Here is a 22002-nt window from a genome sequence, read left to right on the forward strand (position 1 = left end):
ACGTGGGTGCGAGGACGAGACGTCGCGCGCTGCGGGCGCCGACCGCGGTCACCGCGTGGGAGGTGTCGGCCGGGCCGACAGTCATCGGGGCCGGGCGTGGGCCTGCGGCGGGAGGGTGCGGCGGGAGGGTGGTGCTGTCGTCATCATCGACGTTCCTCTCAGGTTCGCCTTCGAACCGGTCGGAGTGGGACGCGAGGCGCGAGGACGCGCTTGCCCACTTCAGGTGACACCGTACCGACTTTTGTTAACGGTAACAATGGCGGATTCCCGGGCGATGCCGCAGCGACGGCGGGTGTGAGCGCTCTCTCCCTGGGAGCACGGGGATCCGCGTGGACGGATCACCCTCGCCCGGCGGGGCTCGGACCGGATCCGCTCGAGACCGGCACTTGACACCGGCTCGGCGACCGGTCGATGGTTGTCCACGTCAACATGCAGGTCGTGATCAGCTTCCCATCCCACTCGGAGCGTCGGCGCTGACGCGTCCCGCGGCGGGACGACCGGATCACCATCCCGGTCGCTCCGGCGCATCCTCTGCCGTGCTCCGACCCCTTCGGACACGGCTCCTTCCTGCGACCCTCACCCGCGTCCCTTCGGGGACGCCGGATGTCTGTGAAAGGCACCCATGTCCCGGACAACGAAGTCCCACCCCTCCAAGCGCCTGATCGGCGCCCTGATCGCGGCCGTCGTCGGCATCACGACCTTGGGCATCAGCTCGCCCGCCTCTGCAGCCACCGCCCCGGTCGGCCTCGGATCGGCGCAGGAGATCCGCAACCAGCACAGCAGCATGTGTCTCGACGACTTCGACTTCGGCACTCAGCCCGGAGCCGAGGTGCGGCAGTGGAGCTGCACCGAGGGGAGCAACCAGCGCTGGCAGGTCACCGACCTCGGCACAGGCTACGCCGAGATCAAGAACACCTTCAGCAACCTCTGCCTCGACAACTTCGACTTCGGCACCACCCCGGGCTCGGAGGTGCGGCAGTGGAGCTGCAACGGCAGCACCGCCCAGCAGTGGCGGATCACCTCCGTCGGCGGAGGCTACGCCGAGATCGCCAATCGGCACAGCGACCTCTGCCTCGACAATAACGACTTCCGCCAGCTCGACGGCTCCCCCATTCAGCAGTGGACCTGCACCGGCTCCAAGGCCCAGCGCTGGGCACTGACCGATCCGACCGTGCAGAAGATCACCTGGACGCTGAACCGCGTCGCGAGCCCGACCGCTGACGAGGCCGACGCCTACGCCCGCATCACCGACGCGATGGACCGCGCCGTGGCCCGCTACAACCGCCTCAGCAACATCTCCCGCTCCCTGACCGTCTCGTACAGCCCCGGAACCCCGACGGCCGATGCGAACATCTACGGCCAGATCCGCTTCGGCAAGGAGCGCGTCTACATGGTGGAGGGCACCGCCATGCACGAGATCTCGCACACCGTGGGCTTGGGCACGTCGACCACCTTCAACACGAACTGCGAGAACAGCAGCTGGGACTCGGCCCTGGCACTGCTGCGCACCTGGGACGGACCGGACGCGACAATCCAGTGCACCCCGGGTCACATCTTGAACTACGGCCTCAACTACAACAGCGAGTTCAGCCAGCTGAACCTCGATCGCCACGTGAAGCTGGTGCAGTCCATGCTCAGTGACGGCATGTAGCCGTCACTCGAGGCACGCCCGAACGAGCATCCTCGCCGCCCCTCGCGGGCGGCCGGCGCCGGCGGGGCGGGGAACCAGAGCCCTCCCCCCCCCGCCGGCGCCGCATGCCCCGATGTCTCCCTCCGGAGGCGCGGGGCAGCGGAGCGCTCGGGAGTCGAGGAGGGCCCCTCGACCGGGTGGTCGCAGCCGACGTGCCGGACGCCGCACCCTGGGGAGGGGGCGTCCGGCACGTCTTCCTCGTGTCCGCGCCGTCCGGTCCGCCGGACCCCCCAGAGGCGCATGACGGCGGCGTCTGCGGGCGCTAGCGGTTCTGCTCGACGGTGCTCGGCGCGGTCCGGTGCGTCTCCGGCGCCTCCGTGCCGACGGGCTCCGCCTCCCCGCTCGCCGCGGCTTCCCGCAGGTACTGCGCCGACATGACGCGGTAGGAGCGGGTGAGCATCGCCGCGCCGGCCGCGATGATCATGACGACTCCGCCGACCAGGAACACCAGCGCGATCCCCCGGCCGATGCCGTCGCCGAGCAGCCCGCCGAACGCCGAGCGCCCGGCCGGCGACTCCATGTACGGGATGAGCGCGAACTCGGCGATCGGGGCGATGAGGAACGACGTGATCGGAGCGGCGGCCGACTCGAACGCCGCCGCGAAGCCGAAGACGCGCCCCTGGGTCTCGAAGGGGACGACCTTCTGGATCACCGTCTGCTCGGCGGCCTCGACCGCCGGGATCAGGGTCATGTAGATCCAGATGCCGCCGGCGTAGAGCCACCACCAGTCGCGGAGGGTGAAGACCGCGCCGATCAGGCCCATCGCCATCACGAGCAGCAGCATCGTCCGGATGGGGTTCCTCCCGAGGCCGAACCTCGCGACGAGCAGACCGCCGATGACGAAGCCGGTCGCCGTCACTCCGAGCACCACGCCCCACAGCTCGACCGGGAACAGCTCGAGGCCGTACGGGTCCATCAGCGCCATGTAGACGCCGCCGATCAGGTTGTTGAACGTCGAGAAGACGATGAGCGCGAACAGCCCGGTCGCCGCCCGCACCGCGGTGATGCTGCCGCGGAGATCGATCAGCGGCGCCCTCTCCCCCGTCGGCGCGGGCCGGTCCTCCGGGATGCGCAGGAAGAGGAGGTGCAGGAGCGCGGCGGCGGAGAGGCCGATCGCGATCACCAGCGTCCACCCCATGCCGAGCAGGCCGATGGCGAGGCCGCTGAAGACGCTCGTCACCACGAAGGCGAGGCCCTGGACCGTGCCGACGAGGCCGTTCGCGCGGGCGTGCCCCTCCACCGGGACCAGCAGGGTCACCGTCGTGGACAGGGCGATGTTGCGCATGTTCTCGATGACGGCGCCGAAGAGGATCGTGCCCGAGAACACCCAGAACCAGGGGGCGCGGAAGTCCAGGAGCGCCGCCTCGGGCAGCGCGAGGAAGAGACCGCCCGCGACGCCGAAGGACACCAGCGTGACCGCGCCGGCGAACACCATGACGCGGAACTTGCGGTGCCGGTCCACGATCGTGCCGAAGGCCATCGCGAAGACCGCGACGAGCAGCATGTAGGCGCCGCCGATGATCCCGGTCGCCAGGACGGAGCGCGTCTCGAGGTACACCCAGAACGTGAGCGCGAACCAGAGGAAGCTCGTCGTCACGTTCGCGACGGCGGTGTTGAGGAGGATCTGGTGGAAGTCGCGGAGCCTCGTCGAGGCGTCGACGGCGGGTCCGGGCACGGGGGCGGTCGAGGACACGGCTTCCCTCCGCTCGCGACGGCGCCGTCGGTCCCGCGGCGGGAGTCGAGGGTCGTCGCAGCCACTGTAGGACCGCGCCGTCGGCGAGTCGAGAGGGGCCGGGCGTCCGGCGGGGATGCGCTGCCGCCTCCCGCGCGGACGCGGGCGCCGCCGCCCTCGCGACCCGGATCAGCGGGCCTCGGGGGCGGCGGCGCCGACGGGTCAGACGATGGCGGCGCGGAGGGCCGCGGCGGCCTCGCCGACGTCCGGGGCGCCGTAGATGGCCCCGCCCGCGACGGCCACGAGGGCGCCGGCGCGCTGCACCGACTCGATGGTGGCGGTGCTCACGCCGCCCGCGACCGAGAACGGCACGCCGGAGGACTCGCCGTCGCGCAGCAGGGTCTCGAAGGTGAAGCCCTCCTCTGCCTGCTCGTCCAGACCGGCGTGCATCTCGACGAACTCGGCGCCGAGGGCGACGACCTCGCGGGCGCGGGCGGCCTTGTCGGGCACGCCGATGAGGTCGACGACGACGCCCTTGCCGTGCTTCCTCCCGGCGGCGATCGCGCCGGCGATGGTGCTGTCGCCGGCGACGCCGAGGACCGTCACGAGGTCGGCGCCGGCCGCGAAGGCCATGTCGGCCTCGAGCTCGCCCGCGTCCATCGTCTTGAGGTCGGCGAAGACCGTCTTGTCGGGGTGCGCCTCCTTGATGGCGGTGATGGCGGAGAGGCCGGCGCTCTTGATGAGCGGGGTGCCCAGCTCGAGGATGTCGACGTGCGGGGCGGCGGCAGCGGCGAGCTCGAGGGCGGCGTCGGTGCTGAGGGTGTCCATGGCGAACTGGAGCTTCACGGGGTTCTTCTTCCTGTCGAGGTGGGGAGTCGGGTCATTCGAGGTTCGCGTGGCGCGGCCAGAGCTCGTCGGCGCTGTCGCCGCGGCGCTGCCAGAGCGCGTGGAACAGGGCGTCGCCGGTGAGCACGACGACCTGCTCGAAGAGCCCGCCGGAGTACTGCGCCGAGGCGGCCCCGGAGCGGTCGAGCTTGTCGGCGGCGGGCACGACCACCACGGCGGAGGCGAGCCCGGCCAGCGGGGAGTCGGCGGCGGTCGTGATCGCCGCGACCCGCGCTCCGGCGTCGACGGCGGCCTGCGCGGCGCGGACGATGCCCCCGGTGGTGCCGGAGCCGCTCGCGGTGAGCAGCACGTCGCCGCCGCGGATCGCCGGGGTCGTCACGTCGCCGACCACGTGCACGACGAGTCCGAGGTGCATGAGGCGCATGGCGGTCATCCGCAGGGCGAGGCCGGAGCGGCCGGCGCCGTGGATGAAGACGCGGTCGGCGCCGGCGAGCAGCTCGAGGACGGGCTCGAGGCGGTCGGTCGTCAGCGAGGAGGTCGCGGCGGACACCTCGGCGGCGATCACGGCGAGCGCCTCTGCGGGGTCGGTGGTGCGGTCGTCAGCGGGCATGAGTCCACAGTGCGCCCGGCGACCGGATCCGCGCGCCACCTGATCGAGGAGGCCCACCTACCCGATCGGGTGAGCGGTGCCACTCGCGGGTAGGACGGGTAGGTTCGGGGGATGGATCCCGCCGAGTCCCCCGCCTCCCGCACCCTGCTGCAGCAGCACGCCCGCACGGTCGCCGAGCAGGCCGACCGGCACGCGGTGGCGCTGGAGTCGGTGCTCGCCGCCCTGCGCGCCGAGCGCCTCGACGACCGTGCGGCCCGCACCGTCGCGATCGACATCGCCGCGAACGCCCTGGTCGAGCTGCGCACCGCCTCGGACGAGCAGCGCAGCGCGATGCTGGAGCCCGTCGTGGGCGCGTTCGCGCGGCTCCGGAGCGACCTGCGCCCGCTCGTGCGCTTCGGCGACCTCGACGTGCAGTTCGTCGAGCCGCCCGCCACCGGGCGCGCCCTCCCCGGCGAGGTGGCGCACGCGGCCCGCGCGATCGTGCGGAGCGCCGTGCTGGCGTTCGTGGAGTCGGAGCAGACGCGCCGGGTGCGGATCCAGTGGGACTGCGACGGGCTCAACCTGCTCATCGAGATCCGCGACGACGGCCGGGGCGAGCTGACGACCCGCGACGACGCCCTGCGCCCGATCGCCGAGCGCGTGCGCGGGCTCGACGGGGAGCTCTCGGTCGCGTCGACCGCGGGCTGGGGGTCGACCCTGTCGATCCGCCTCCCCCTCGATCCGCCGGCGCAGCCCGACGGGCTCGACCTCGCCGAGCTCAGTGCGCGCGAGCGGGAGGTGCTGAACCTGATCACGCTCGGCGCCTCGAACCAGCGGATCGCGGACCACCTCGGCATCAGCGGCAACACGGTGAAGTTCCACGTGTCGAACCTGCTGCGCAAGGCCGGGGCCCGCACCCGGGCGGAGCTGGCGGCGCTGGCGCGCTGATTGACCCGGGTGCCGCGTCCTGGCAGAGCCGTACCCGGACGCGCGGACGGGCCGCAGCGGCCGCCGAGGGTCTTCCCCTCCTGCGGCACTGCGGCCCGTCCGGCCGATCAGCGCGCCCCGATCACTCGCTCCGGAGCAGCCCGAAGCGGAATCGGCCGGAGCCGTCGAGCGTGTCGTCGATGCCCGAGATCGTGGAGGAGGCGATGACGGTCTCCGTGCCCTCGAGGAGCGGCACGGTGATCGCCTTCTCCGCCGCGAGGCGCTGCGCCTCCTCGATCGCCGCGGTGCGCTCGTCGCCGGGGCCAGGCTCCGCTCGCGCAGCACGACCTCGTTGTAGGCGTCGTCCTTCACGGCGGTGCCGAGGATGGAGGGGGCCTCGTCGGTGCCGTAGAGCAGGTTCAGGTAGTTGTCCGAGTCCGGGTAGTCCGCGAACCAGCCCTGCTGGTAGAGCGGGTAGGACGTCGACTTCTCCTTCACGTACTGCGTCCACTCCGTCGACTGCAGGTCGACCGTGAACAGCCCGCTGCGCTCGAGCTGGTTCTTGATGAGCGCGTACTCGTCCGAGGTGCTGGAGCCGTAGTGGTCGGTGTTGTACTGCAGCTTGAGGTCGACGGGACCGGTGATCCCGGCCGCCTGGAGCGCGGCGGCGGCCTCGTCCGCGCTGGGACCGCCGCTCCCGTCGCCGAAGGCCTGCTCGTACGCCGGCGTCGATCCGGTCAGGGCGCTGGGGACGATCGAGTAGACCGGCGCGTAGGTGCCCTTGTAGACCTGGTCCGACAGCTCGTCGCGGTCGATCAGGTCGGCGACGGCGGTGCGGACGGCGAGCGCCTTGTCGGCGTCGGCCTCGGAGGTGGCGGAGCCGTAGGGCATGGTCTCGGGGTTGAAGACCAGGAAGCGCATCTCGGCACCGGGACCGGAGTGCACCGTCAGGCCCTCCTCGCCGCGGAGGTCCTCCGTGTCGGTCGCGTTCAGCGTGCGGTAGGCGACCGCGATCTCGCCGCGCTGGATGTCGAGCTTGAGGTTGCTCTCGTCCGCGTAGTAGCGGACGATCACGGACTCGTTGGCGGCGGCGCCGAGGAGGCCGTCGTAGGAGTCGTTGCGGGTGAGCTGCACGAGCGAGTTCAGCGTGTAGCTCGTGATGGAGTACTGCCCGCTGAAGGCGTCGCCGGCGACGATGTCGTCGTCGGTGGTGAGGGAGTCGGCCGAGAAGACGTCCTCGTCGACGATCGCGGCGGCGGGGCTGGTGAGGATCTGGGGCCAGAGGGCGTTGTCCGGGGTGGCCAGTGTGAAGACGACGGTGGAGTCGTCCTCCGCCTCGACCGAGACCATGTCCGAGAGCAGCGACGAGGGGCCGTTCGGAGCGGCGATCGCCACCTGGCGCTCGAAGGTGAAGACCACGTCCGAGGCCGTGAGCGGATTGCCGTTGGCGAAGGCGGCGTCCTCGCGCAGGGCGACGCGGTAGTGGGTGGGGTCGGTGAACTCGGCCGAGGCCGCGAGGTCCGGGACGGGATCCGTCGATCCGGGGGCGGAGGTCAGCAGCCAGGAGAAGACCTGGTTCTGCAGCGTCGCCGAGCCGAGGTCCCAGGAGCCGGCGGGATCCAGGGCGGTGACCTTGTCCGTGGTCCCCAGGAGGATCCCGGGGGGCGCCTGGGCTCCGGTGGTGCCCGGCGAGCAGACGGTGAGGGCGACCGGCGTCGTGCCGTCGCGGTTCCGGCTACTCGAGCAGCTTGCCCGCGGTGGCGACCTCGCCGCTGATCAGCGCCTGGATCTCCTCCGGCACCGCGGGGATCTCCTCGCGCGTGATCCCCGTGGAGGGCGACCAGACGAGGTTCACCTGGAGGGCCGGGTCGATGTCCGGGTAGTCGCTGCGGTTGTGGCAGCCGCGGCTCTCCCGGCGCTCGAGCGCTGCCTCGAGGGTGGCCCGCGCGGCCATCGCGGCCGACTTGAGGTCGAAGGCGTGGGCGAGGTCCTGGAAGCCGGCGATGTCCGGGTGCACGCCGATGTCGGCGATGCGCGCCTCGATCGCGTCCAGCTCGGCGAGCCCGGCGAGCAGGCCCTCCTCGTCGCGGACGACTCCGGCGTGCTCGGTCATCGTGTTGCGGATCGCGCGCTGCAGGGCGCGGACGTTCTCGGTGCCGTCGGCCGCGAGCAGGCCGGCGATCTCGTCGCGGGCGACCTGGACGGACGCGGCCGAGCGGGTCTGGGCGGTCAGCGAGGCGGAGTACTCCGCCGCCGCCTGCCCGACGATCCGGCCGAACACCAGCAGCTCGATCAGCGAGTTGCCGCCGAGGCGGTTGGCGCCGTGCAGTCCGCTGGAGGCCTCTCCGATCGCGTAGAGCCCGGGGACGTCGGTGCTGTGGTCGTCCGAGCGCACCCAGACCCCGCCCATCGAGTAGTGCGCCGTGGGCGCGATCTCGATCGGGTCCTTCGTGATGTCGAGCATCTGCAGCTCGAGCATCGTCTGGTACACCCGCGGCAGCCGGGTCATGATCGTCTCGCGCGGCAGGTGCGAGACGTCGAGCCAGACCCCGCCGTTGGGCGTGCCGCGACCCTCCTTGATCTCGGTGTAGCAGGCGAGGGCGACGCGGTCGCGGGTCGAGAGCTCGAGGCGCTCGGCGTCGTACTTGCCCATGAAGCGCTCGCCGAGGCCGTTGCGGAGGATGCCGCCCTCGCCGCGCGCGGCCTCGGAGATCAGCGTGCCGGCCGCGTTCTCGGGCTCGATGATGCCCGACGGGTGGAACTGGACGAGCTCGGGGTCGCGCAGGCGACCGCCGGCCTCGACGGCCAGGCGGAACGAGTCGCCCGTGTTCTCGTCGCGGCGGGAGGAGGTGCGGCGCCAGATGCGGTTGTGCCCGCCCGCGGCGAGGATCACCGCATCCGCGTGGATCAGGTAGCGGGTGCCGTCGACGAGGTCGAAGCCGTAGGCGCCGAACACGGCTCCGTCCTCGTTGACGAGGATCCGCGTGACGTACACGGTGTCCAGGATCGGGATCTCGAGCTGGGCGGCCCGGTTGACGAGCGTGCGCTGGATCTCGAGGCCGGTGTAGTCGCCCGCGAAGGCGGTCCGGCGGTAGGTGTGCGCGCCGAAGAAGCGCTGCGAGATGCGGCCGTCGTCCTCGCGGGCGAACGGCATGCCGTAGCGCTCGAGGTCCTGGATGCCGCGGGCGGCGTTGGAGGTGACGATCTCGACAGTGTGCGGGTTGGCGAGCTGGTAGGACTCGGTGATGGTGTCGGCCGCGTGCTGCTGCCAGCTGTCGTCGGGGTCCATCGTGGCGAGGGCGGCGTTGATGCCGCCGGCGGCGAGGGAGGTGTGCGCGTCCGACTTCGAGCGCTTGCCGAGCGCGAGGACGTCCACGCCCGCCTCGGCGAGCTCGATCGCGGCGCGCAGGCCCGATCCGCCGGTGCCGATGACGAGGACGGAGGTGGAGATCCGACGCTCCGGTGCGGTGGTCTCTGAAGTGGTCATGCCTCCACGCTAGGCACGGCGCTTCGATTACTCCAATGCATAATGCTGGGCACGGCCATGCGCATAGGGTATGCATGTGGATCTCGAGCAGCTCACCGGATTCGTCGAGGTCGCCCGCCTCGGCAGCTTCACCCGCGCCGCCGAGGAGCTGCATCTCGCGCAGCCCTCGCTGAGCCGCCGGATCGCCGCGCTGGAGCAGGACCTCGGCTCCGAGCTCTTCCACCGGGCGCGTTCCGGCAGCACCCTCACACCGGCCGGGGAGCTGCTGCTGCCGCTCGCCCGGCGCATGCTCGCCGACGCCGGATCGGTGCGCCGCGAGCTGGCCGAGCTGGCGGGACTCGAGCGCGGCCGGGTGCGGTTCGGCGCGACGCCGACGCTCTGCATCAGCCTCGTCGCGGAGGTGCTGCACGCGTTCCACTCCGCGCATCCCGCCGTGGAGCTGCACCTCGCCGAGGACGGGTCGCGGAGCCTCTTCGACCGGCTGGCACGGGGCGAGCTCGACCTGGCGCTGGTGACGACCTCGACCGCGGCCGCTCCCGGCGCCTTCACGGTGACGCCGCTGCTCGTCGAGGAGCTCGTCGTGGTCTCCTCCGCCGCGGAGCCTCCCCTCGCCGCGACCGGCGCGCTCGACCTGGCCGCGGTCGCCCGCCTCCCGCAGATCGTCTTCAACTCGAGCTACGACCTGCGCCGCACGACCGACGCCGCGTTCGCCGCCGCGGGCCTGGAGCCGGACGTGGTGCTGGAGGGCGCCGAGATGGACGCGGTGCTGCGCTTCGCCGAGCGGGGCCTGGGCGTCGCGGTCGTCCCGGCGATGGTGCTGCAGGGGCGCCCGGGGCTGCGCTCGATCCGCATCGAGGAGCCGACGCTCGAGAAGCCCACGCTGACCCGGACGATCAGCCTCGCGCGCCCGGCGGACCTCGCGCCGACCGCCGCGGCGCGGGTCATGCAGCGCACCATCGCGGCGACCGCCCGCGCCTTCGCCGCCCAGGCCGGCGGCACGATGCGCCTGGCCGACAGCCGCTGACAGAACGGGGGGCTCGAGACGCCGCCGCGCGGCTGCTCGACCAGCAGGACGGCGGACACGCTGATCGAGCAGCCCCGGAGGGGCGTATCGAGATCCCCCCGCACGCGCAGGAGCGCCCCCGGCCCCGCAGGGCCGGGGGCGCTCCCCGGTGGTTCAGCCGTGCGCTACGAGCACGGGCGCGCCGCGTACGGAGCGCTCACCTCCGTCTCGACGGGGGCGCCGTTCATCGTGGCCGTGGCCTCGACGGTCACCGCACCGGCGGGCAGGTTCGCCTGACGGGTGGTGAAGGCGTGCGACACGGTCTTGCCGGGCGCCACCGAGGTGAACGACTTCGTGCCGGACGTCGACGTGAAGGTCACGCCGACGGGGACGTCGGAGCCGTTGCTCGCCTGGACGGTGACGATCGCCTTGCCCGCGATGCAGCGGGTCGCCGCGCTCGCCGTGATGTCGAGCGCCGGAGCCGCCTCGCCCTCGGTGAAGGCGAAGGTGTCGAGCTCGAACAGGTCGCCCGAGGGTCCGGAGTAGCTGAAGAACACGTCGTGCACTCCGGTCGCTCCGGTCAGCGCTGCGCTGACGTCTTTCCACTCACCGGTCGTCCCGTTCACCGCGACAGTGCCCGCGACGGGCCCGGTCTCGGAGTCGAGGCGGACGGTGACGGTGCCGCCGGCCTGCAGCGCCTTGGCCTTCGCGGTGAACGTCGCGGCTCCGGTGTCCCCGAAGTCGACGGCCGACAGCGCGGTCCAGTCGCCGTTGTCGAGGTCCTTCAGCACGAGGTTCTGGGTCGCGCCCGCGGCGGGGGTGCCGAGCGGCGCCGTCGCGATGCCCTTGCTCCAGCCGATGGTCTCGGCCGGGAAGGTGCGGTACGGATCGAAGTCCTTCACCTGGTCGACGCCCTTGTAGTCGCCGACCACCTGCTGCACCGTGCCGTCGGCGTTGAACTGCAGCTCCTGGATGTGCGGGCTGCGGTACCCCTGGGTGGTGTCGCCGTTGATCCGCTTGTTGAGCGTCGGCGCGTGGTAGGTGAAGTAGTACTTGCCGCCCAGCTCGAAGACCGACTGGTGGTTGTTGCCGCCGGTGCCGGCTCCGAAGAAGCGGCTCTGGTTCGGGAACATCACGCCGGCGTAGTTCTCCTTGGGCCAGGACATCGGGTCGTCCGAGATCATGTAGCCGATCTCGCCGCCGCCCGGGTAGCCGGGCTCGCGGGTCTGGTTGCCGCCGAAGTCGTTGCCGCCGAAGTGGGACGAGTACGAGAGGTAGTACTTGTCCTGGCGCTTGAACACCTGGGCCGCCTCGAACGCGACGGGCGCGTCCACGACGGCGGAAGTGCCCTGGGTCGAGATCATGTCGTCGCCGAGCTCGATCACGCGGATGTTCTTCGGGTTGTTGAAGCGCTCGGCCGCGGGGAGCGCGGTCGAGGCGGGTCCGCCTCCGAAGAACAGGTAGCCCTGGCCGTCGTCGTCGACGAGCGGTGCCGGGTCGAACTTCCACGCGACCGCCTCGGCGCCCGGGGTGGACGCGTTGATGAGCGTGGAGGTGCGCTGGCTGGTCCACGGACCCACCGGCGAGTCGCCGGTGATCACGTTGCTGGAGCCGCCGCCGTTGGCGTAGTAGAGGAAGTACTTGTCGACGCCGTTCACGGTCTTCTTCGCCATGCCGGGAGCCCACGAGTTGCCGGTGTAGGGCGCGACTCCGGTGGAGCCGGCGACCTGGATCTCGCCGTGGTCGGTCCAGTTGACGAGGTCGTCCGAGGAGATCACGGTGATCTGGTTGATCTTGCCGTAGTCGATGCCCGCCGAGACGCCCGTGGCGGGGTTCGGAGCGTAGCCCTGGGTGTCGTTCGTCATGTACATGTACACGCGGCCGTTCTCGACGAAGCCGAAGCCGTCGGCGCCGAACTTCCAGCCCATGAGCGGGTTGTGGTCGCCCGGGATCTTGCCCACGACCTCGATGGTGCGCGAGGCGGGCGCGGGCGGCGCCGCTCCGACCAGCGAGACGTCGTCGAGCTTGTAGTCCATGAGGTGCGTCTCGGGCGCGGCCGAGGGAGTCGCGGTCCACGGCGTCTCGAAGAAGAGGCGCGCGGTCGCGACGCTCTGCCCGGCGGGGATGGTGAACGATCCGTTGATCGTCGCCCACTGCCCCTTCGTGGCGGTGACGCTCGCGAGGTTCGTGTAGGTGCCTCCGCCGTAGTGCATGGTGGCGAAGAACTGCTTGGTCGCGGGGCTCGCGGCGTTCTCGTACTTGATCTGCGCCTTGACCTGGTAGGTCTGGCCGGCGACGACCTTGCCGCTGAGGTCCTGCATGGCGCCCGCGCCAGTGGTCGTGCGGCCGGTGACGAGCGCTGCGGCGGTGCCGGTGCGCGCATCCGTGGTCGTCGCGATGGTGCCGGCGTCGGCGGCGTTGCCGTTGTTGACGAACCAGCTGCTGATGCCGCTCTCGAAGCCGCCGTTGACGATGAGCTCCGCCTCAGCGGCGGACGAGGTCTGGGCGGCGAAGGGGGCCACCAGGAGCGCGGTCAGCGCGGCCGTGGCCAGCAGCCTCAGCCGCAACCGCCCCTTCGGAGCGGCTTCTCGTTGTGGTGATCTCACGGATCCTCCTTGATCGTGTCGTGCAGGAGATCGTCGGCGACGGGTGCCGCTGACGCGTTCGGGGGCGGGGGCGGCCGCGCGGGCCGCCCCCGGAGTGCTCAGCCGCAGGACGCGGCCGGGTGGGGCGCTCTCACCGTGGTCGTCACCGGCTCGCCGTCGAGGGTGGCGGTCGCGGTCACGACCACCTCGGCGGCGGGGACCGAGGCCGCCCGCGTGGTGAAGGCGTGGCTCGTCGTGGCGCCGGGTGCGAGCGCGGCGACCGTCTTCGTGCCGGAGGCGCTCTCCATCCGGAGGGCGACGGGCACGTCGTCGGCGTTGGTCGCCCGCACGGTCACGACGACCTTCCCCGCGATGCAGCGGGTCGCGGCGGCGGCGGTCACATCGAGCGACGCCTCCTTCAGCGTCCCGAGGCGGGCAAGCTGGTAGCTGAGCGCGCGCTCCGGGGCGTCGATCTGGTTCTGCGTTCCCGCGGTGCCGACCGCCTGCGCCTTCGCGAGGACCGACTGGAGGTCGGACCAGGCGTCGGCCGGGTAGTCGTCGGAGCGGAGCGTCGCCGCGTGAGCGACGGCCGCGTCGAGCTGCGAGCGGTCGAGCGCCTTCCCCTCCGAGGAGAGGGTGTCGCTCAGGAGGAACTCGTCGACGTCGACGTGGCCGCCGGCGGTCTTCGTCGCGTAGCTGAACAGCCCGAGGCGGTGGCCCATGAAGTGCGTGAGCTGACCGTCGAGGGTCTGCGGGCCGACGCGGCTGCCGAGCTTCGTCCAGCTCGTCCCGTCGAGGCTGTACGAGAAGGTCGTCCAGAGCTGTCCGGCCGGGGCCGAGAGCTCGAGATCGGCCTTCAGGCGCACCTGCGAGGCGTCACCGAGAGCGGCGGTGGTGCCGGGGAGGAAGGACTCGACGGCCGCCTGATCGAACGTGGTCGCGAACGGCTGGCTGCGGTTCACGACGCCGACGGTGGTGACGCCGTCCACGCGCTTGACCGCGACGTAGGAGAAGCCGCGGTTGTAGGCCGCGAGCCCGGCGACGTCGCCGTCCTTCATCCCGGAGACGTCGAACGCCGCCTCCGCCGACTGCTTCGGAGCCACGATGCGCTGGGAGAGCGTGTTGCGCGCCTCCTCCAGGTACGTCATCTCGGGCGAGCCCGAGAGACGCGTGTGCGCGGCCGTTCCGCTGAGCACCTTCCCGTTGGTGAGGCGGAGCCAGCCCTCGCGCTCGGTCAGCGACCAGTAGCGGTTGTCGGGGGCGTGGTTCCACTGCCAGGGGAGGGCGAGGGTCGAGCCGTTCGGCTCGATCTCGGCGGCCGTCGGGCGCTCGAGGGTGGGAGCGGCACCGACGAGCGAGACGTCGTCGAGCAGGTACTCGGTGCTCGAGGACGCCGGCTGCGGATTGCCCCACGGCGTCTCGACGGCGAACTTCACGCTGCCGACGTTCGCGGTCTCGGGCACCGTGTAGGTCCCCGTGATCGTCGTCCACTGCCCCTGCGTGACGGCGGCGGAGGCCATCGTCACGGGTCCCGCGCCGAAGTCGGCGCAGAGGTTGAAGCGGACCGACGCGGGGCCGGTCGTGTACTTCACCTTCGCGGACACGGTGTAGGTCACGCCGCGCTGCAGCTTGTTCGCGAGCACCTGGCTCGGGCCTGAGCCGTTGAGCGTGCGGGTGCCCACGCGGAGCGCGGCGGTGCCGGACGCCGGGTCGGTCGTGTCGGCCGACAGCGTCGCGCCGAACTGGCCGGCCCACGGCGCCGTCCCCGACTCCGCTCCCGGGTTCTGGAGCAGCTGCACGCCGAGCAGCGACGCGTCGTAGGCGGGCGCGGGCGGGATCGTCCACGACTCGTCCTGGTAGGCCTTCGCCGGGGCGTCGTTGTCGAAGTCGTCCGAGACGACGATGCTCTTCTGCCGCTCGAACAGCTCCTCCTCGGGGCTGAGGCGGATCGGCTTCGGGAAGCTCCCGCCCACCGGCACCGAGCCGTTCGTCCCGAACGACGGCCAGCCGTCCTTCCACGTCGCCGGGATGAGCCCGGGGATGCGGCCGGTCGGGAAGCTGTCGCGGAAGAACATGCCGTGCCAGGCGGTCGAGCCGTCCTCCTTCGCGATCGGCACGAGGCTCCCCTGGGCGAACCCGCTGGAGTTCAGCACGCCCCTGCCCTCGTAGGGGTTGCTGCCGTCGGCGGTCGCGTAGCGGCCCAGCAGCTCGGACGAGCGGAACAGCGCCACCTGGCGGCCCTGGCCCGAGGGCCAGGTGATGATGACGATGTAGTACTGCCCGTCGATGTACTGCACCTGCGCGCCCTCGAACAGGCCGCCGAGGTAGCCGGCTCCCGGGTAGTCCGAGGTGCGGAGGATGTTCGGGTACTCGGCGACGACGGTCGTCAGGTCCTCGCTCAGCTTCACGGCGCTGGTGGATCCGGAGCCGTAGAAGATGTACGGCGTGCCGCCGTCCGCGTCGTCGAAGAACAGCGACGGGTCGTGGAAGGCGCGGCCGAGGGCCGTGCGGGTCCAGGCTCCGTCCTCGATGTCGTCGGTCGAGTAGAGGTAGGAGCCGCCGAGGTTGTTGGTGTTGAAGACCGCGTAGTAGCGGCCGTCGTGGTACCGCAGCGACGAGGCCCACTGGCCGTTGCCGTAGGAGTTCTGCCCGTTCCGGAGCGAGAAGCGGTCGCCGATCTCGAGCCGGTCGAAGACGTAGTTGACGATCTCCCAGTTGACGAGGTCGTAGGACTTCATGATCGGGGCGCCCGGGCTCAGGTGCATCGTGGTGCTGATCATGTAGTAGATGTCGCGGCCCTCGTCGTTCTCGGACGCGGGCACGCGCTCGACGCTGACGTCGGGCACGTCGGCGTTCAGCAGCGGCACGGAGTAGGTGCCGTCGCCGCGGTCCGTCGACGTGTAGGAGGCCTTCGGCGACCACGCGCCGGCCGCGGTCGCCGGAGCCGCGCCGGAGGCGAGCAGGCCCGCCGCGAGGAGGGCGCCGATCGCCGTGGAGGCGACTGCGCGCATCGGGGTCATTCGAACAGCGACAGCGTCAGGACGGAGGAGTAGTCGCCGGGGGCGACGTCGGCCTCGGTCTTCAGGGTGAGGCCCGCGGACACGGTCCAGGACCCGTCCGTCGCGGTCTCCTGCGAGTCGAGCGACAGCGCGAGCAGCTCCTGGTCGAACAGCCCCACGGCGTCGGCGCCCTCGTCGAGGATCGTGTCGACCGGGTCGCCCTCGGACACGAGGCCCGACTCGCCGCCGTCCACGAGGACCGGCGTCCAGCCGAGGTGGTCGGAGGAGATGTCCTCCTGGTCCGCGTCGCCGGTGAAGGCGCTCGCCGAGCCGAGGACGTACCAGCCGGCTCCGGCCGGGATCTCGTCGACGGTCCGGGTGTCCGTCACGGTCACGTCGGGCAGCTGCCCGGTGAACGCGCGCACGGTCGGGGTGGAGCCCTCCTCTGTGAGCGTGGCGGAGGTGCCGTCGATCGACATCGAGAGGGCGCCGGGCTGCTCCAGCTCCTCGATGCTGACGTTCACGTCGACGTCGTCGGAGCCGTACTCGGTGTCGGCGGCCGCGGCCGCGGCGGCGACGCCGGACAGGAGCAGGCAGCCGGCGAGAGCGGCGCCCGAGCGGACGAGCCAGAGGGGTCGGGGGGTGCGTCGCGTGGACATGGTGTTCCTCACTCGATCGGCATCGTCGCCGATCAGGTCGAGCGCCGGACGGCGCGGAGTGGTGGCGCGGCCCGAGGCCGCGAGAGGACGGAGCGCGGCGCAGCCCGAGGGGCGTTCGGCCGCGCCTGGAGCGCAGGACGCGCGGAGAGCGGCGGACGGCTCGTGCGCGGCGGCTTCCACAGCGTGGCCACGCGAGCTCCAGCTCTCGACCCCCTCAGCACTGAGGGGAGAAAGGCTGCCCGATACTCGTCTCTCTCGACTGCTGAGCTTTCCCTCAGCTAGTCTTGCGGGCAATGTTACCGGGAACATTCCCGATTGCAAGGACGTGTTCTCAACCGTCCGGAGCAGCGCAGCGAGGCGATCACCGCGTTCCGCCGCGGCCGGGCGGGGACGGCGGGAGGGGACGAGGATGTCCGCAGGGGCGGCGACGGCGGAGGCCGAGCAGGAGGTCGTGACGACGGAGTGCGCGGAGCGCTCAGGCGTCATCGGCGTGCTCCTGGGCGACTTCGAGCCGTTCGGCACGGAGGTGCTGCAGGGAGTGGCGACGGCGCTCCGGGGGACCCGGTTCGACCTCCTCGCCGGCAGCGGGGCGAGCCGCCGGGGCCGGGCGGGATGGGAGCAGGAGTCCCTGCGGCGCCTCACCGAGGCGCACGTAGCGGGAGCGATCCTGGTGACTCCCTCCGGCGTGATCCCCCCGTCGGACCTGCCGCTCGTCGTCGTGGATCCGCTGACCGCGCAGACCGAGCTGCACTCGGTGGCGACCGACGACTTCGGCGGAGCGCAGCTGGCGACCAGCCACCTGATCGGGCTCGGCCACCGCCGCATCGGCTTCGTCGCGGGCCGCCCCGACCTGGAGTCGTCGCACCGGCGCGGCGCCGGCTACCAGCGGGCGCTCGCGGACGCCGGCCTCCCCTACGACCCCGCGCTCGTACGGGTCGGCTACTACCGGCACGACCCCTCCCTCGCCGCCGCCCACGAGCTGCTGCTGCTGCCCGACCGCCCGACGGCGGTCCTCGCCGCGAACGACGCCTCCGCCATCGCCGTGATCGAGGCGGCCCGGGCGCTGGGCCTCTCGGTGCCGGGGCAGCTTTCGGTCGTGGGCTACGACGACGTGCCCGACGCCTCCCGGGTGGTCCCCGCGCTCACGACGGTGAGGCAGCCGCTGCACCGCGTGGGGCGCGCGGCCGCCCGGGCGCTCCTGACGCTGATCGACGGCGGGAGCGTGGCCGAGCAGCACGTGCGGCTGCGCAACAAGCTCGTGCTCCGCGGGTCGACGGCGCCTCCCGCCGAGGGCCCGCCGTCCGGCTGACTCCTCCCCCTCCCCCAGCCGGCGGGAATACGCTCGGCGCATGAACCAGCAGCGCACTCCGGTCACGGTCACGGTCACGGGAGCGGGAGGCGCCATCGGCTACGCGCTCCTTTTCCGCATCGCCTCGGGTCAGCTCCTCGGGCCGGACGTCCCCGTCCGCCTGAACCTGCTCGAGATCCCCTCCGGCCTCCGCGCGGCCGCGGGCACGGCGCTCGAGCTGCAGGACGGCGCCTTCCCCCTCCTCCGCGGGATCGAGGCGACGGACGACCCGGCCGCCGCGTTCGACGGCGCGAGCGTCGCCCTCCTCGTGGGCGCCCGGCCGCGCAGCGCGGGCATGGAGCGCGCCGACCTGCTCGCCGCGAACGCGGGCATCTTCGGGCCTCAGGGCGCCGCGCTGAACGCGCACGCCGCCTCCGACATCCGCGTGCTGGTCGTCGGCAACCCGGCCAACACCAACGCCTGGATCGCGCGGCGCAGCGCCCCGGACATCCCCGCCGGCCGCTTCACCGCGATGACGCGCCTCGACCACAACCGGGCGGTCGCGCAGCTCGCCGCGAAGCTCGACGCCCCCGTCGACGCGATCGAGGGCGTCGCGATCTGGGGCAACCACTCCGCCTCGCAGTACCCCGACGCGACGCACGCCACCGTCGGCGGACGGCCGGTGCCCGAGCTGGTCGACGCGGAGTGGCTGCACACGGAGTTCGAGCCGCGGGTCGCCAAGCGCGGCGCCGAGATCATCGAGGTCCGCGGAGCCTCCTCGGCCGCGTCCGCCGCCTCCGCCGCGATCGATCACGTGCGCGACTGGGTCGACGGCACGTCGTGGACCTCGGCCGCCGTCGAGTCGGACGGCTCCTACGGGGTGGAGGAGGGGCTGATCTCCTCGTTCCCGGTCCGCTCCGTCGACGGCGAGTGGCGGATCATCGAGGGGCTCGAGATCGACGCGCACTCCCGCGCGCGGATCGACGAGTCCGTGCTCGAGCTGCGCGCCGAGCGCGACCAGGCGCTGGCGTTCCTCGCGTCCTGACGCGCCCCTCCCCGTCCTGTCGCCACGGGATGCCACTCCGGTGCGCCTCGCGCGACGTGTCGCGTACCGGAGCGGCATCTCGAGGAGGGGCTCAGCGGCGCTTCTCCGGAGTGGGGAGGGTGCCGGAGGCGCGGGCGGCCTCATACCAGGCGTGCGCCTCCTCCTGGCGCTCCGCCTCGGCGCCGGTCGCGATCGCCGCGCGCACGTGCTCGGGCCCGTAGCCGAACGACGCGACCAGGTCGGCGGCGTGCGGGCGGATGCGGGCGAGCAGCCGGTCGATGTAGGACGTCACCGCGACCGCTCGCTGCGACGACAGGCGCCCGTGGATGAGGTACCAGTCGAGGTGCTTCTCGATCAGGCCCAGGCCGAACAGGTCGCGGAGCCAGGTGAGGACGGTGCGCGTGCCCGCGTCCTCGACGCCGGCGAGCGCCTCCGTGAACGCCTCCCACTGCAGCAGCTCGGCGTGCGCGCGCGCCGCCTCGATGAGCTCGCTCTGGTGCGCGTTGAACAGGCGGGCCGCCTCGTCGGAGGGCAGCTTCGACGCCGGGCGCAGCCGTGAGGCGATCCCCGCGACCATGCTCTCGACGCGGCCGGTGAGCAGCTCGCGCTCGTCCTCCCGCAGCTGGCCGACCGAGCGGGCCGTCGATCCGCGATCGGCGACGACCTGGGCCAGACGGCGCAGACCCGAGTTGTCGACGGTCGCCCCCGCGACCTGCGAGGCGGCGTACCGCGCGAGCTCCGCGGGCTGGGCGCCCTTGAAGCGGCGGCCGACGTCGGTCAGCAGGCGCTTGGCGACCAGCTGGAGGAGCACGGTGTTGTCGCCCTCGAAGGTCGCGTACACGTCGAGGTCGGCGCGCAGCTGCGTGAGCCGGTTCTCCGCGAGGAAGCCCGCGCCTCCGCAGGCCTCGCGCGCCTCCTGCAGCGTGTCGAGAGCGTGCCAGGTCGAGAGCGCCTTCAGCCCCGCGGCGAGGGTCTCGAGGTCCTGCCGCGACTGCTCGGTGTCGTTCGCGCCGGAGAAGACCTCGTCGAACGCCGTCAGCAGCTTCTCGTGCGCGAAGGCGGCGGCGTAGGTGGTGGCCAGGCGCGGCAGGAGGCGGCGCTGGTGCCGCTGGTAGTCGAGCAGCACCTCCTCCCGCTCGCCGCCGCCGGTGAACTGGCGGCGCTGGCCGCCGTAGGTGACGGCGACCGTCAGCGCGATCTTCGCCGCGGCGACCGAGGCTCCGTCGAGAGAGACGCGGCCCTGCACCAGCGTGCCGAGCATGGTGAAGAAACGGCGGCCCGGGCTCGCGATCGGCGAGGAGTAGGTGCCGTCGGCGGCGACGTCGCCGTAGCGGTTCAGCAGGTTCTCGCGCGGGACGCGGACGCCGTCGAAGTGGAGGCGGCCGTTGTCGATCCCGTTCAGACCACCCTTGAGGCCGTCGTCCTCCCCGCCGACGCCGGGCAGGAACGCGCCCTGCTCGTCGCGGATCGGGACGAAGAAGGCGTGGACGCCGTGGTTCACCCCGCGGGTGACCAGCTGCGCGAAGACGACCGCCGCGCGCCCGTCCACCGCCGCGTTGCCGAGGTAGTCCTTCCAGGCCGCGCGGAACGGCGTCCGCAGCACGAACTCGCCGTCCTCGTAGGTGGCGGTCGTGGCGATCGACGCGACGTCGGATCCGTGCCCGGTCTCGGTCATCGCGAAAGCGCCCGGGATCTCGAGGCTCATGATCCCCGGCAGCCACTTCTCGTGGTGCGGGCGGGTGCCCAGGTGCAGGACCGCGGCGCCGAAGAGCCCCCACTGCACGCCGGACTTGATCTGCAGCGAGGGGTCGGCGGTGACCAGCTCCTCGAAGCCGGCGATGTTGCCGCCGTGATCGGCCTCGCCGCCGAGGTCGATCGGGAAGGCACGGTGCACGCCGCCCTCGGCCGCGAGCACGCGCATCTGCTCCGAGACGCGGAGGCGGTGCTCCTTCATCGGGAGGCCGTCGGTGCGGTGCAGCTCGGGGCGGGCGGTCAGGGCGCGGCTGGCGAGGCGCTGCTCGCGCCAGGCGCCGAGCAGGGTCTCGCCGAGGGCGGCGACGTCGACGGAGGGGGCGCCGTCCTCGTCCAGGCGCGCGTCGACCTCGGAGCCGAGGGAGTCCACCGGCGGCGTGGGCGCGATGGAGCCCGAGCGGGAGCGCCGGGCCCGCGTGCGCCCGGTGGCCGCCCGGTCGGCGGCGTCGGCGGCGGAGCGGGGGTGGGGAGCGGTGCTGACCATGGTGTTCGTGTCCCTTCGACCGTCTGCGGTTCGGGCCGCTTCCGGTGCGTCGTGCGCCGACGGGCGCGGCAGCGGAGGCGGTCCTCGCACGGTAGGTCGCGCGGCGGCGCGGCGGAAACGTTCCGTCGCCCGGGCACAAACGGCGCCGGGCGGAGGCGGAAGCGCGTTGTCGGAACCGACCAGGCGGAGACGGGGCGCCTCGTCTGTGCGCTGGACGGGCTGTCCCTGCCGACGGGAGCGGAGGAGGGGACGGCCCGTCCGTGTGCTGAACGGGCTGCTTCTGCCGAGGAGGGCGCCTCATCGGAGGACGCGTCGCTAGTCTCTCGGCATGAGCGAGCCGCCGCTGCCTCCCCCTCCGCCCGCCCGACAGCCGGCGGCCGGGCCACCCGTGGTCGGCTCGCCCGCGCCTCTCGGGACTCCGGGTGCGCCGCCCTCGGACGTCGCGGCAGCGCCTCCCGGGCCTCCGGCCGCGCCGGAATACCGGGTGCCGGAAACCAGTACTCCGGGATCCGGGGCGCCGGGATCCGGGGTGCCGCATCGCCGTCCGGTCCGCGTCTGGGATCTGGTGCTGACGATCGTGCTGATCCTCGTGGCCTCCGCGGTGACGCTGCTGCTGTCGTTCTTCGGGCTGTTCTTCGCGATGGCCAGCGACTCGTGCGGCGGATCGAACGCCTGCGACATCGGCATGATCGAGGGCGGGATGGTCCTCGCCGCGGGAGGAGTGTGGGTCCCGTTCGTCGCGGCGCTGGTCGTCTCGATCGTGCTGCTGGTGCGGCGGCGCATCGCGTTCTGGGTGCCGGTGGCGGGCCTCGCGGTGTCGTTCTGCTGCACGCTGCTCGGCGGGTGGATGGCGTCGACGGGCGCGGGCGGCTGAGGGCGCTCGCCGGCGCCTCGGACCGAGGACGCTCGCGTCGGTGCCGAGGTGGGCACGATCACCGACGCGGGCGCCGGAACACGATCGCTCGCGCCGGCGCCC

Annotated in this window: 14 protein-coding genes and 1 pseudogene; 6 read left to right on the forward strand and 9 right to left on the reverse strand. The window is 72.4% G+C overall.

Annotated elements, in window-relative coordinates; genetic code table 11:
- Positions 1-622: 622 nt before the first annotated feature.
- Entirely contained in the window at positions 623-1651 is a 1029-nt protein-coding gene (locus C5C29_RS03530; RefSeq protein ID WP_104224389.1) for an RICIN domain-containing protein, read from the forward strand.
- A gap of 301 nt (positions 1652-1952) precedes the next feature.
- Here the strand turns inward: C5C29_RS03530 and C5C29_RS03535 are convergent, their stop codons facing one another.
- The 3 genes from C5C29_RS03535 to hxlB all read right to left on the reverse strand — a co-directional run bounded on the left by C5C29_RS03535 (position 1953) and on the right by hxlB (position 4818).
- Entirely contained in the window at positions 1953-3383 is a 1431-nt protein-coding gene (locus tag C5C29_RS03535) for an MFS transporter (RefSeq protein ID WP_104224388.1), read from the reverse strand.
- A gap of 201 nt (positions 3384-3584) precedes the next feature.
- On the reverse strand, positions 3585-4208 hold the full coding sequence (gene hxlA, locus C5C29_RS03540) for a 3-hexulose-6-phosphate synthase (RefSeq protein ID WP_104224387.1): 624 nt from the start codon (positions 4206-4208) through the stop codon (positions 3585-3587).
- 34 nt (positions 4209-4242) lie between these two features.
- Positions 4243-4818 (reverse strand): 6-phospho-3-hexuloisomerase, encoded by a 576-nt coding sequence (hxlB, locus tag C5C29_RS03545; RefSeq protein WP_104224386.1) that lies wholly within the window; start codon positions 4816-4818, stop codon positions 4243-4245.
- A 330-nt stretch (positions 4819-5148) separates the two neighbouring features.
- Here hxlB and C5C29_RS03550 point away from each other — a divergent pair, with 330 nt between their 5' ends.
- Complete coding sequence (locus tag C5C29_RS03550) at positions 5149-5745, forward strand: LuxR C-terminal-related transcriptional regulator (RefSeq protein WP_258062344.1); 597 nt, start codon at positions 5149-5151, stop codon at positions 5743-5745.
- A gap of 435 nt (positions 5746-6180) precedes the next feature.
- Here the strand turns inward: C5C29_RS03550 and C5C29_RS03555 are convergent.
- Positions 6181-7380 (reverse strand): annotated as a pseudogene (locus C5C29_RS03555) (ABC transporter substrate-binding protein); the annotation flags it as partial.
- 79 nt (positions 7381-7459) lie between these two features.
- Positions 7460-9211, reverse strand: a complete 1752-nt coding sequence (locus tag C5C29_RS03560; protein WP_104224384.1) for an L-aspartate oxidase — start codon at positions 9209-9211, stop codon at positions 7460-7462.
- 70 nt (positions 9212-9281) lie between these two features.
- Here C5C29_RS03560 and C5C29_RS03565 point away from each other — a divergent pair, with 70 nt between their 5' ends.
- A complete protein-coding gene (locus C5C29_RS03565) occupies positions 9282-10235 on the forward strand; it encodes a LysR family transcriptional regulator (RefSeq protein WP_104224383.1) in 954 nt (317 codons plus the stop codon).
- A gap of 164 nt (positions 10236-10399) precedes the next feature.
- On the opposite strand, the gene C5C29_RS03570 is transcribed toward C5C29_RS03565, so the two are convergent.
- The 3 genes from C5C29_RS03570 to C5C29_RS03580 form a co-directional block, all read right to left on the reverse strand.
- Positions 10400-12820 (reverse strand): family 43 glycosylhydrolase, encoded by a 2421-nt coding sequence (locus tag C5C29_RS03570; RefSeq protein ID WP_219813760.1) that lies wholly within the window; start codon positions 12818-12820, stop codon positions 10400-10402.
- 98 nt (positions 12821-12918) lie between these two features.
- Complete coding sequence (locus tag C5C29_RS03575; RefSeq protein ID WP_258062340.1) at positions 12919-15810, reverse strand: family 43 glycosylhydrolase; 2892 nt, start codon at positions 15808-15810, stop codon at positions 12919-12921.
- Between the two features lie 5 nt (positions 15811-15815).
- Complete coding sequence (locus tag C5C29_RS03580; RefSeq protein WP_104224406.1) at positions 15816-16457, reverse strand: hypothetical protein; 642 nt, start codon at positions 16455-16457, stop codon at positions 15816-15818.
- Positions 16458-16866: 409 nt separating this feature from the next.
- Here C5C29_RS03580 and C5C29_RS03585 point away from each other — a divergent pair, with 409 nt between their 5' ends.
- Both C5C29_RS03585 and C5C29_RS03590 read left to right on the forward strand, forming a co-directional pair.
- A complete protein-coding gene (locus C5C29_RS03585; RefSeq protein ID WP_104224380.1) occupies positions 16867-17766 on the forward strand; it encodes a LacI family DNA-binding transcriptional regulator in 900 nt (299 codons plus the stop codon).
- A 40-nt stretch (positions 17767-17806) separates the two neighbouring features.
- On the forward strand, positions 17807-18790 hold the full coding sequence (locus C5C29_RS03590; RefSeq protein ID WP_104224379.1) for a malate dehydrogenase: 984 nt from the start codon (positions 17807-17809) through the stop codon (positions 18788-18790).
- 91 nt (positions 18791-18881) lie between these two features.
- Here the strand turns inward: C5C29_RS03590 and C5C29_RS03595 are convergent, their stop codons facing one another.
- A complete protein-coding gene (locus C5C29_RS03595) occupies positions 18882-21026 on the reverse strand; it encodes an acyl-CoA dehydrogenase (RefSeq protein ID WP_104307949.1) in 2145 nt (714 codons plus the stop codon).
- Between the two features lie 328 nt (positions 21027-21354).
- Here C5C29_RS03595 and C5C29_RS17285 point away from each other — a divergent pair, with 328 nt between their 5' ends.
- Positions 21355-21900 carry a DUF6264 family protein gene (locus C5C29_RS17285; RefSeq protein ID WP_219813761.1) on the forward strand — a complete coding sequence of 182 codons (546 nt, stop codon included), beginning with the start codon at positions 21355-21357 and terminating at the stop codon, positions 21898-21900.
- Positions 21901-22002: the final 102 nt, after the last annotated feature.

The sequence above is a fragment of the Rathayibacter sp. AY1H2 genome, assembly GCF_002931985.1.
In the GTDB taxonomy this organism is placed as follows: Bacteria; Actinomycetota; Actinomycetes; order Actinomycetales; family Microbacteriaceae; genus Rathayibacter.

Excerpts from the sequence above, each read along its gene's own strand:
- C5C29_RS03595 (WP_104307949.1), bottom strand. The coding sequence starts at position 21,026 with ATGGTCAGCACCGCTCCCCACCCCCGCTCCGCCGCCGACGCCGCCGAC.
- C5C29_RS03575 (WP_258062340.1), bottom strand. The coding sequence starts at position 15,810 with ATGCGCGCAGTCGCCTCCACGGCGATCGGCGCCCTCCTCGCGGCGGGC.
- C5C29_RS03550 (WP_258062344.1), top strand. The coding sequence starts at position 5,149 with ATGCTGGAGCCCGTCGTGGGCGCGTTCGCGCGGCTCCGGAGCGACCTG.
- C5C29_RS17285 (WP_219813761.1), top strand. The coding sequence starts at position 21,355 with ATGAGCGAGCCGCCGCTGCCTCCCCCTCCGCCCGCCCGACAGCCGGCG.
- C5C29_RS03585 (WP_104224380.1), top strand. The coding sequence starts at position 16,867 with ATGTCCGCAGGGGCGGCGACGGCGGAGGCCGAGCAGGAGGTCGTGACG.
- C5C29_RS03590 (WP_104224379.1), top strand. The coding sequence starts at position 17,807 with ATGAACCAGCAGCGCACTCCGGTCACGGTCACGGTCACGGGAGCGGGA.
- C5C29_RS03565 (WP_104224383.1), top strand. The coding sequence starts at position 9,282 with ATGCATGTGGATCTCGAGCAGCTCACCGGATTCGTCGAGGTCGCCCGC.
- C5C29_RS03530 (WP_104224389.1), top strand. The coding sequence starts at position 623 with ATGTCCCGGACAACGAAGTCCCACCCCTCCAAGCGCCTGATCGGCGCC.
- C5C29_RS03580 (WP_104224406.1), bottom strand. The coding sequence starts at position 16,457 with ATGTCCACGCGACGCACCCCCCGACCCCTCTGGCTCGTCCGCTCGGGC.
- C5C29_RS03560 (WP_104224384.1), bottom strand. The coding sequence starts at position 9,211 with ATGACCACTTCAGAGACCACCGCACCGGAGCGTCGGATCTCCACCTCC.
- hxlB (WP_104224386.1), bottom strand. The coding sequence starts at position 4,818 with ATGCCCGCTGACGACCGCACCACCGACCCCGCAGAGGCGCTCGCCGTG.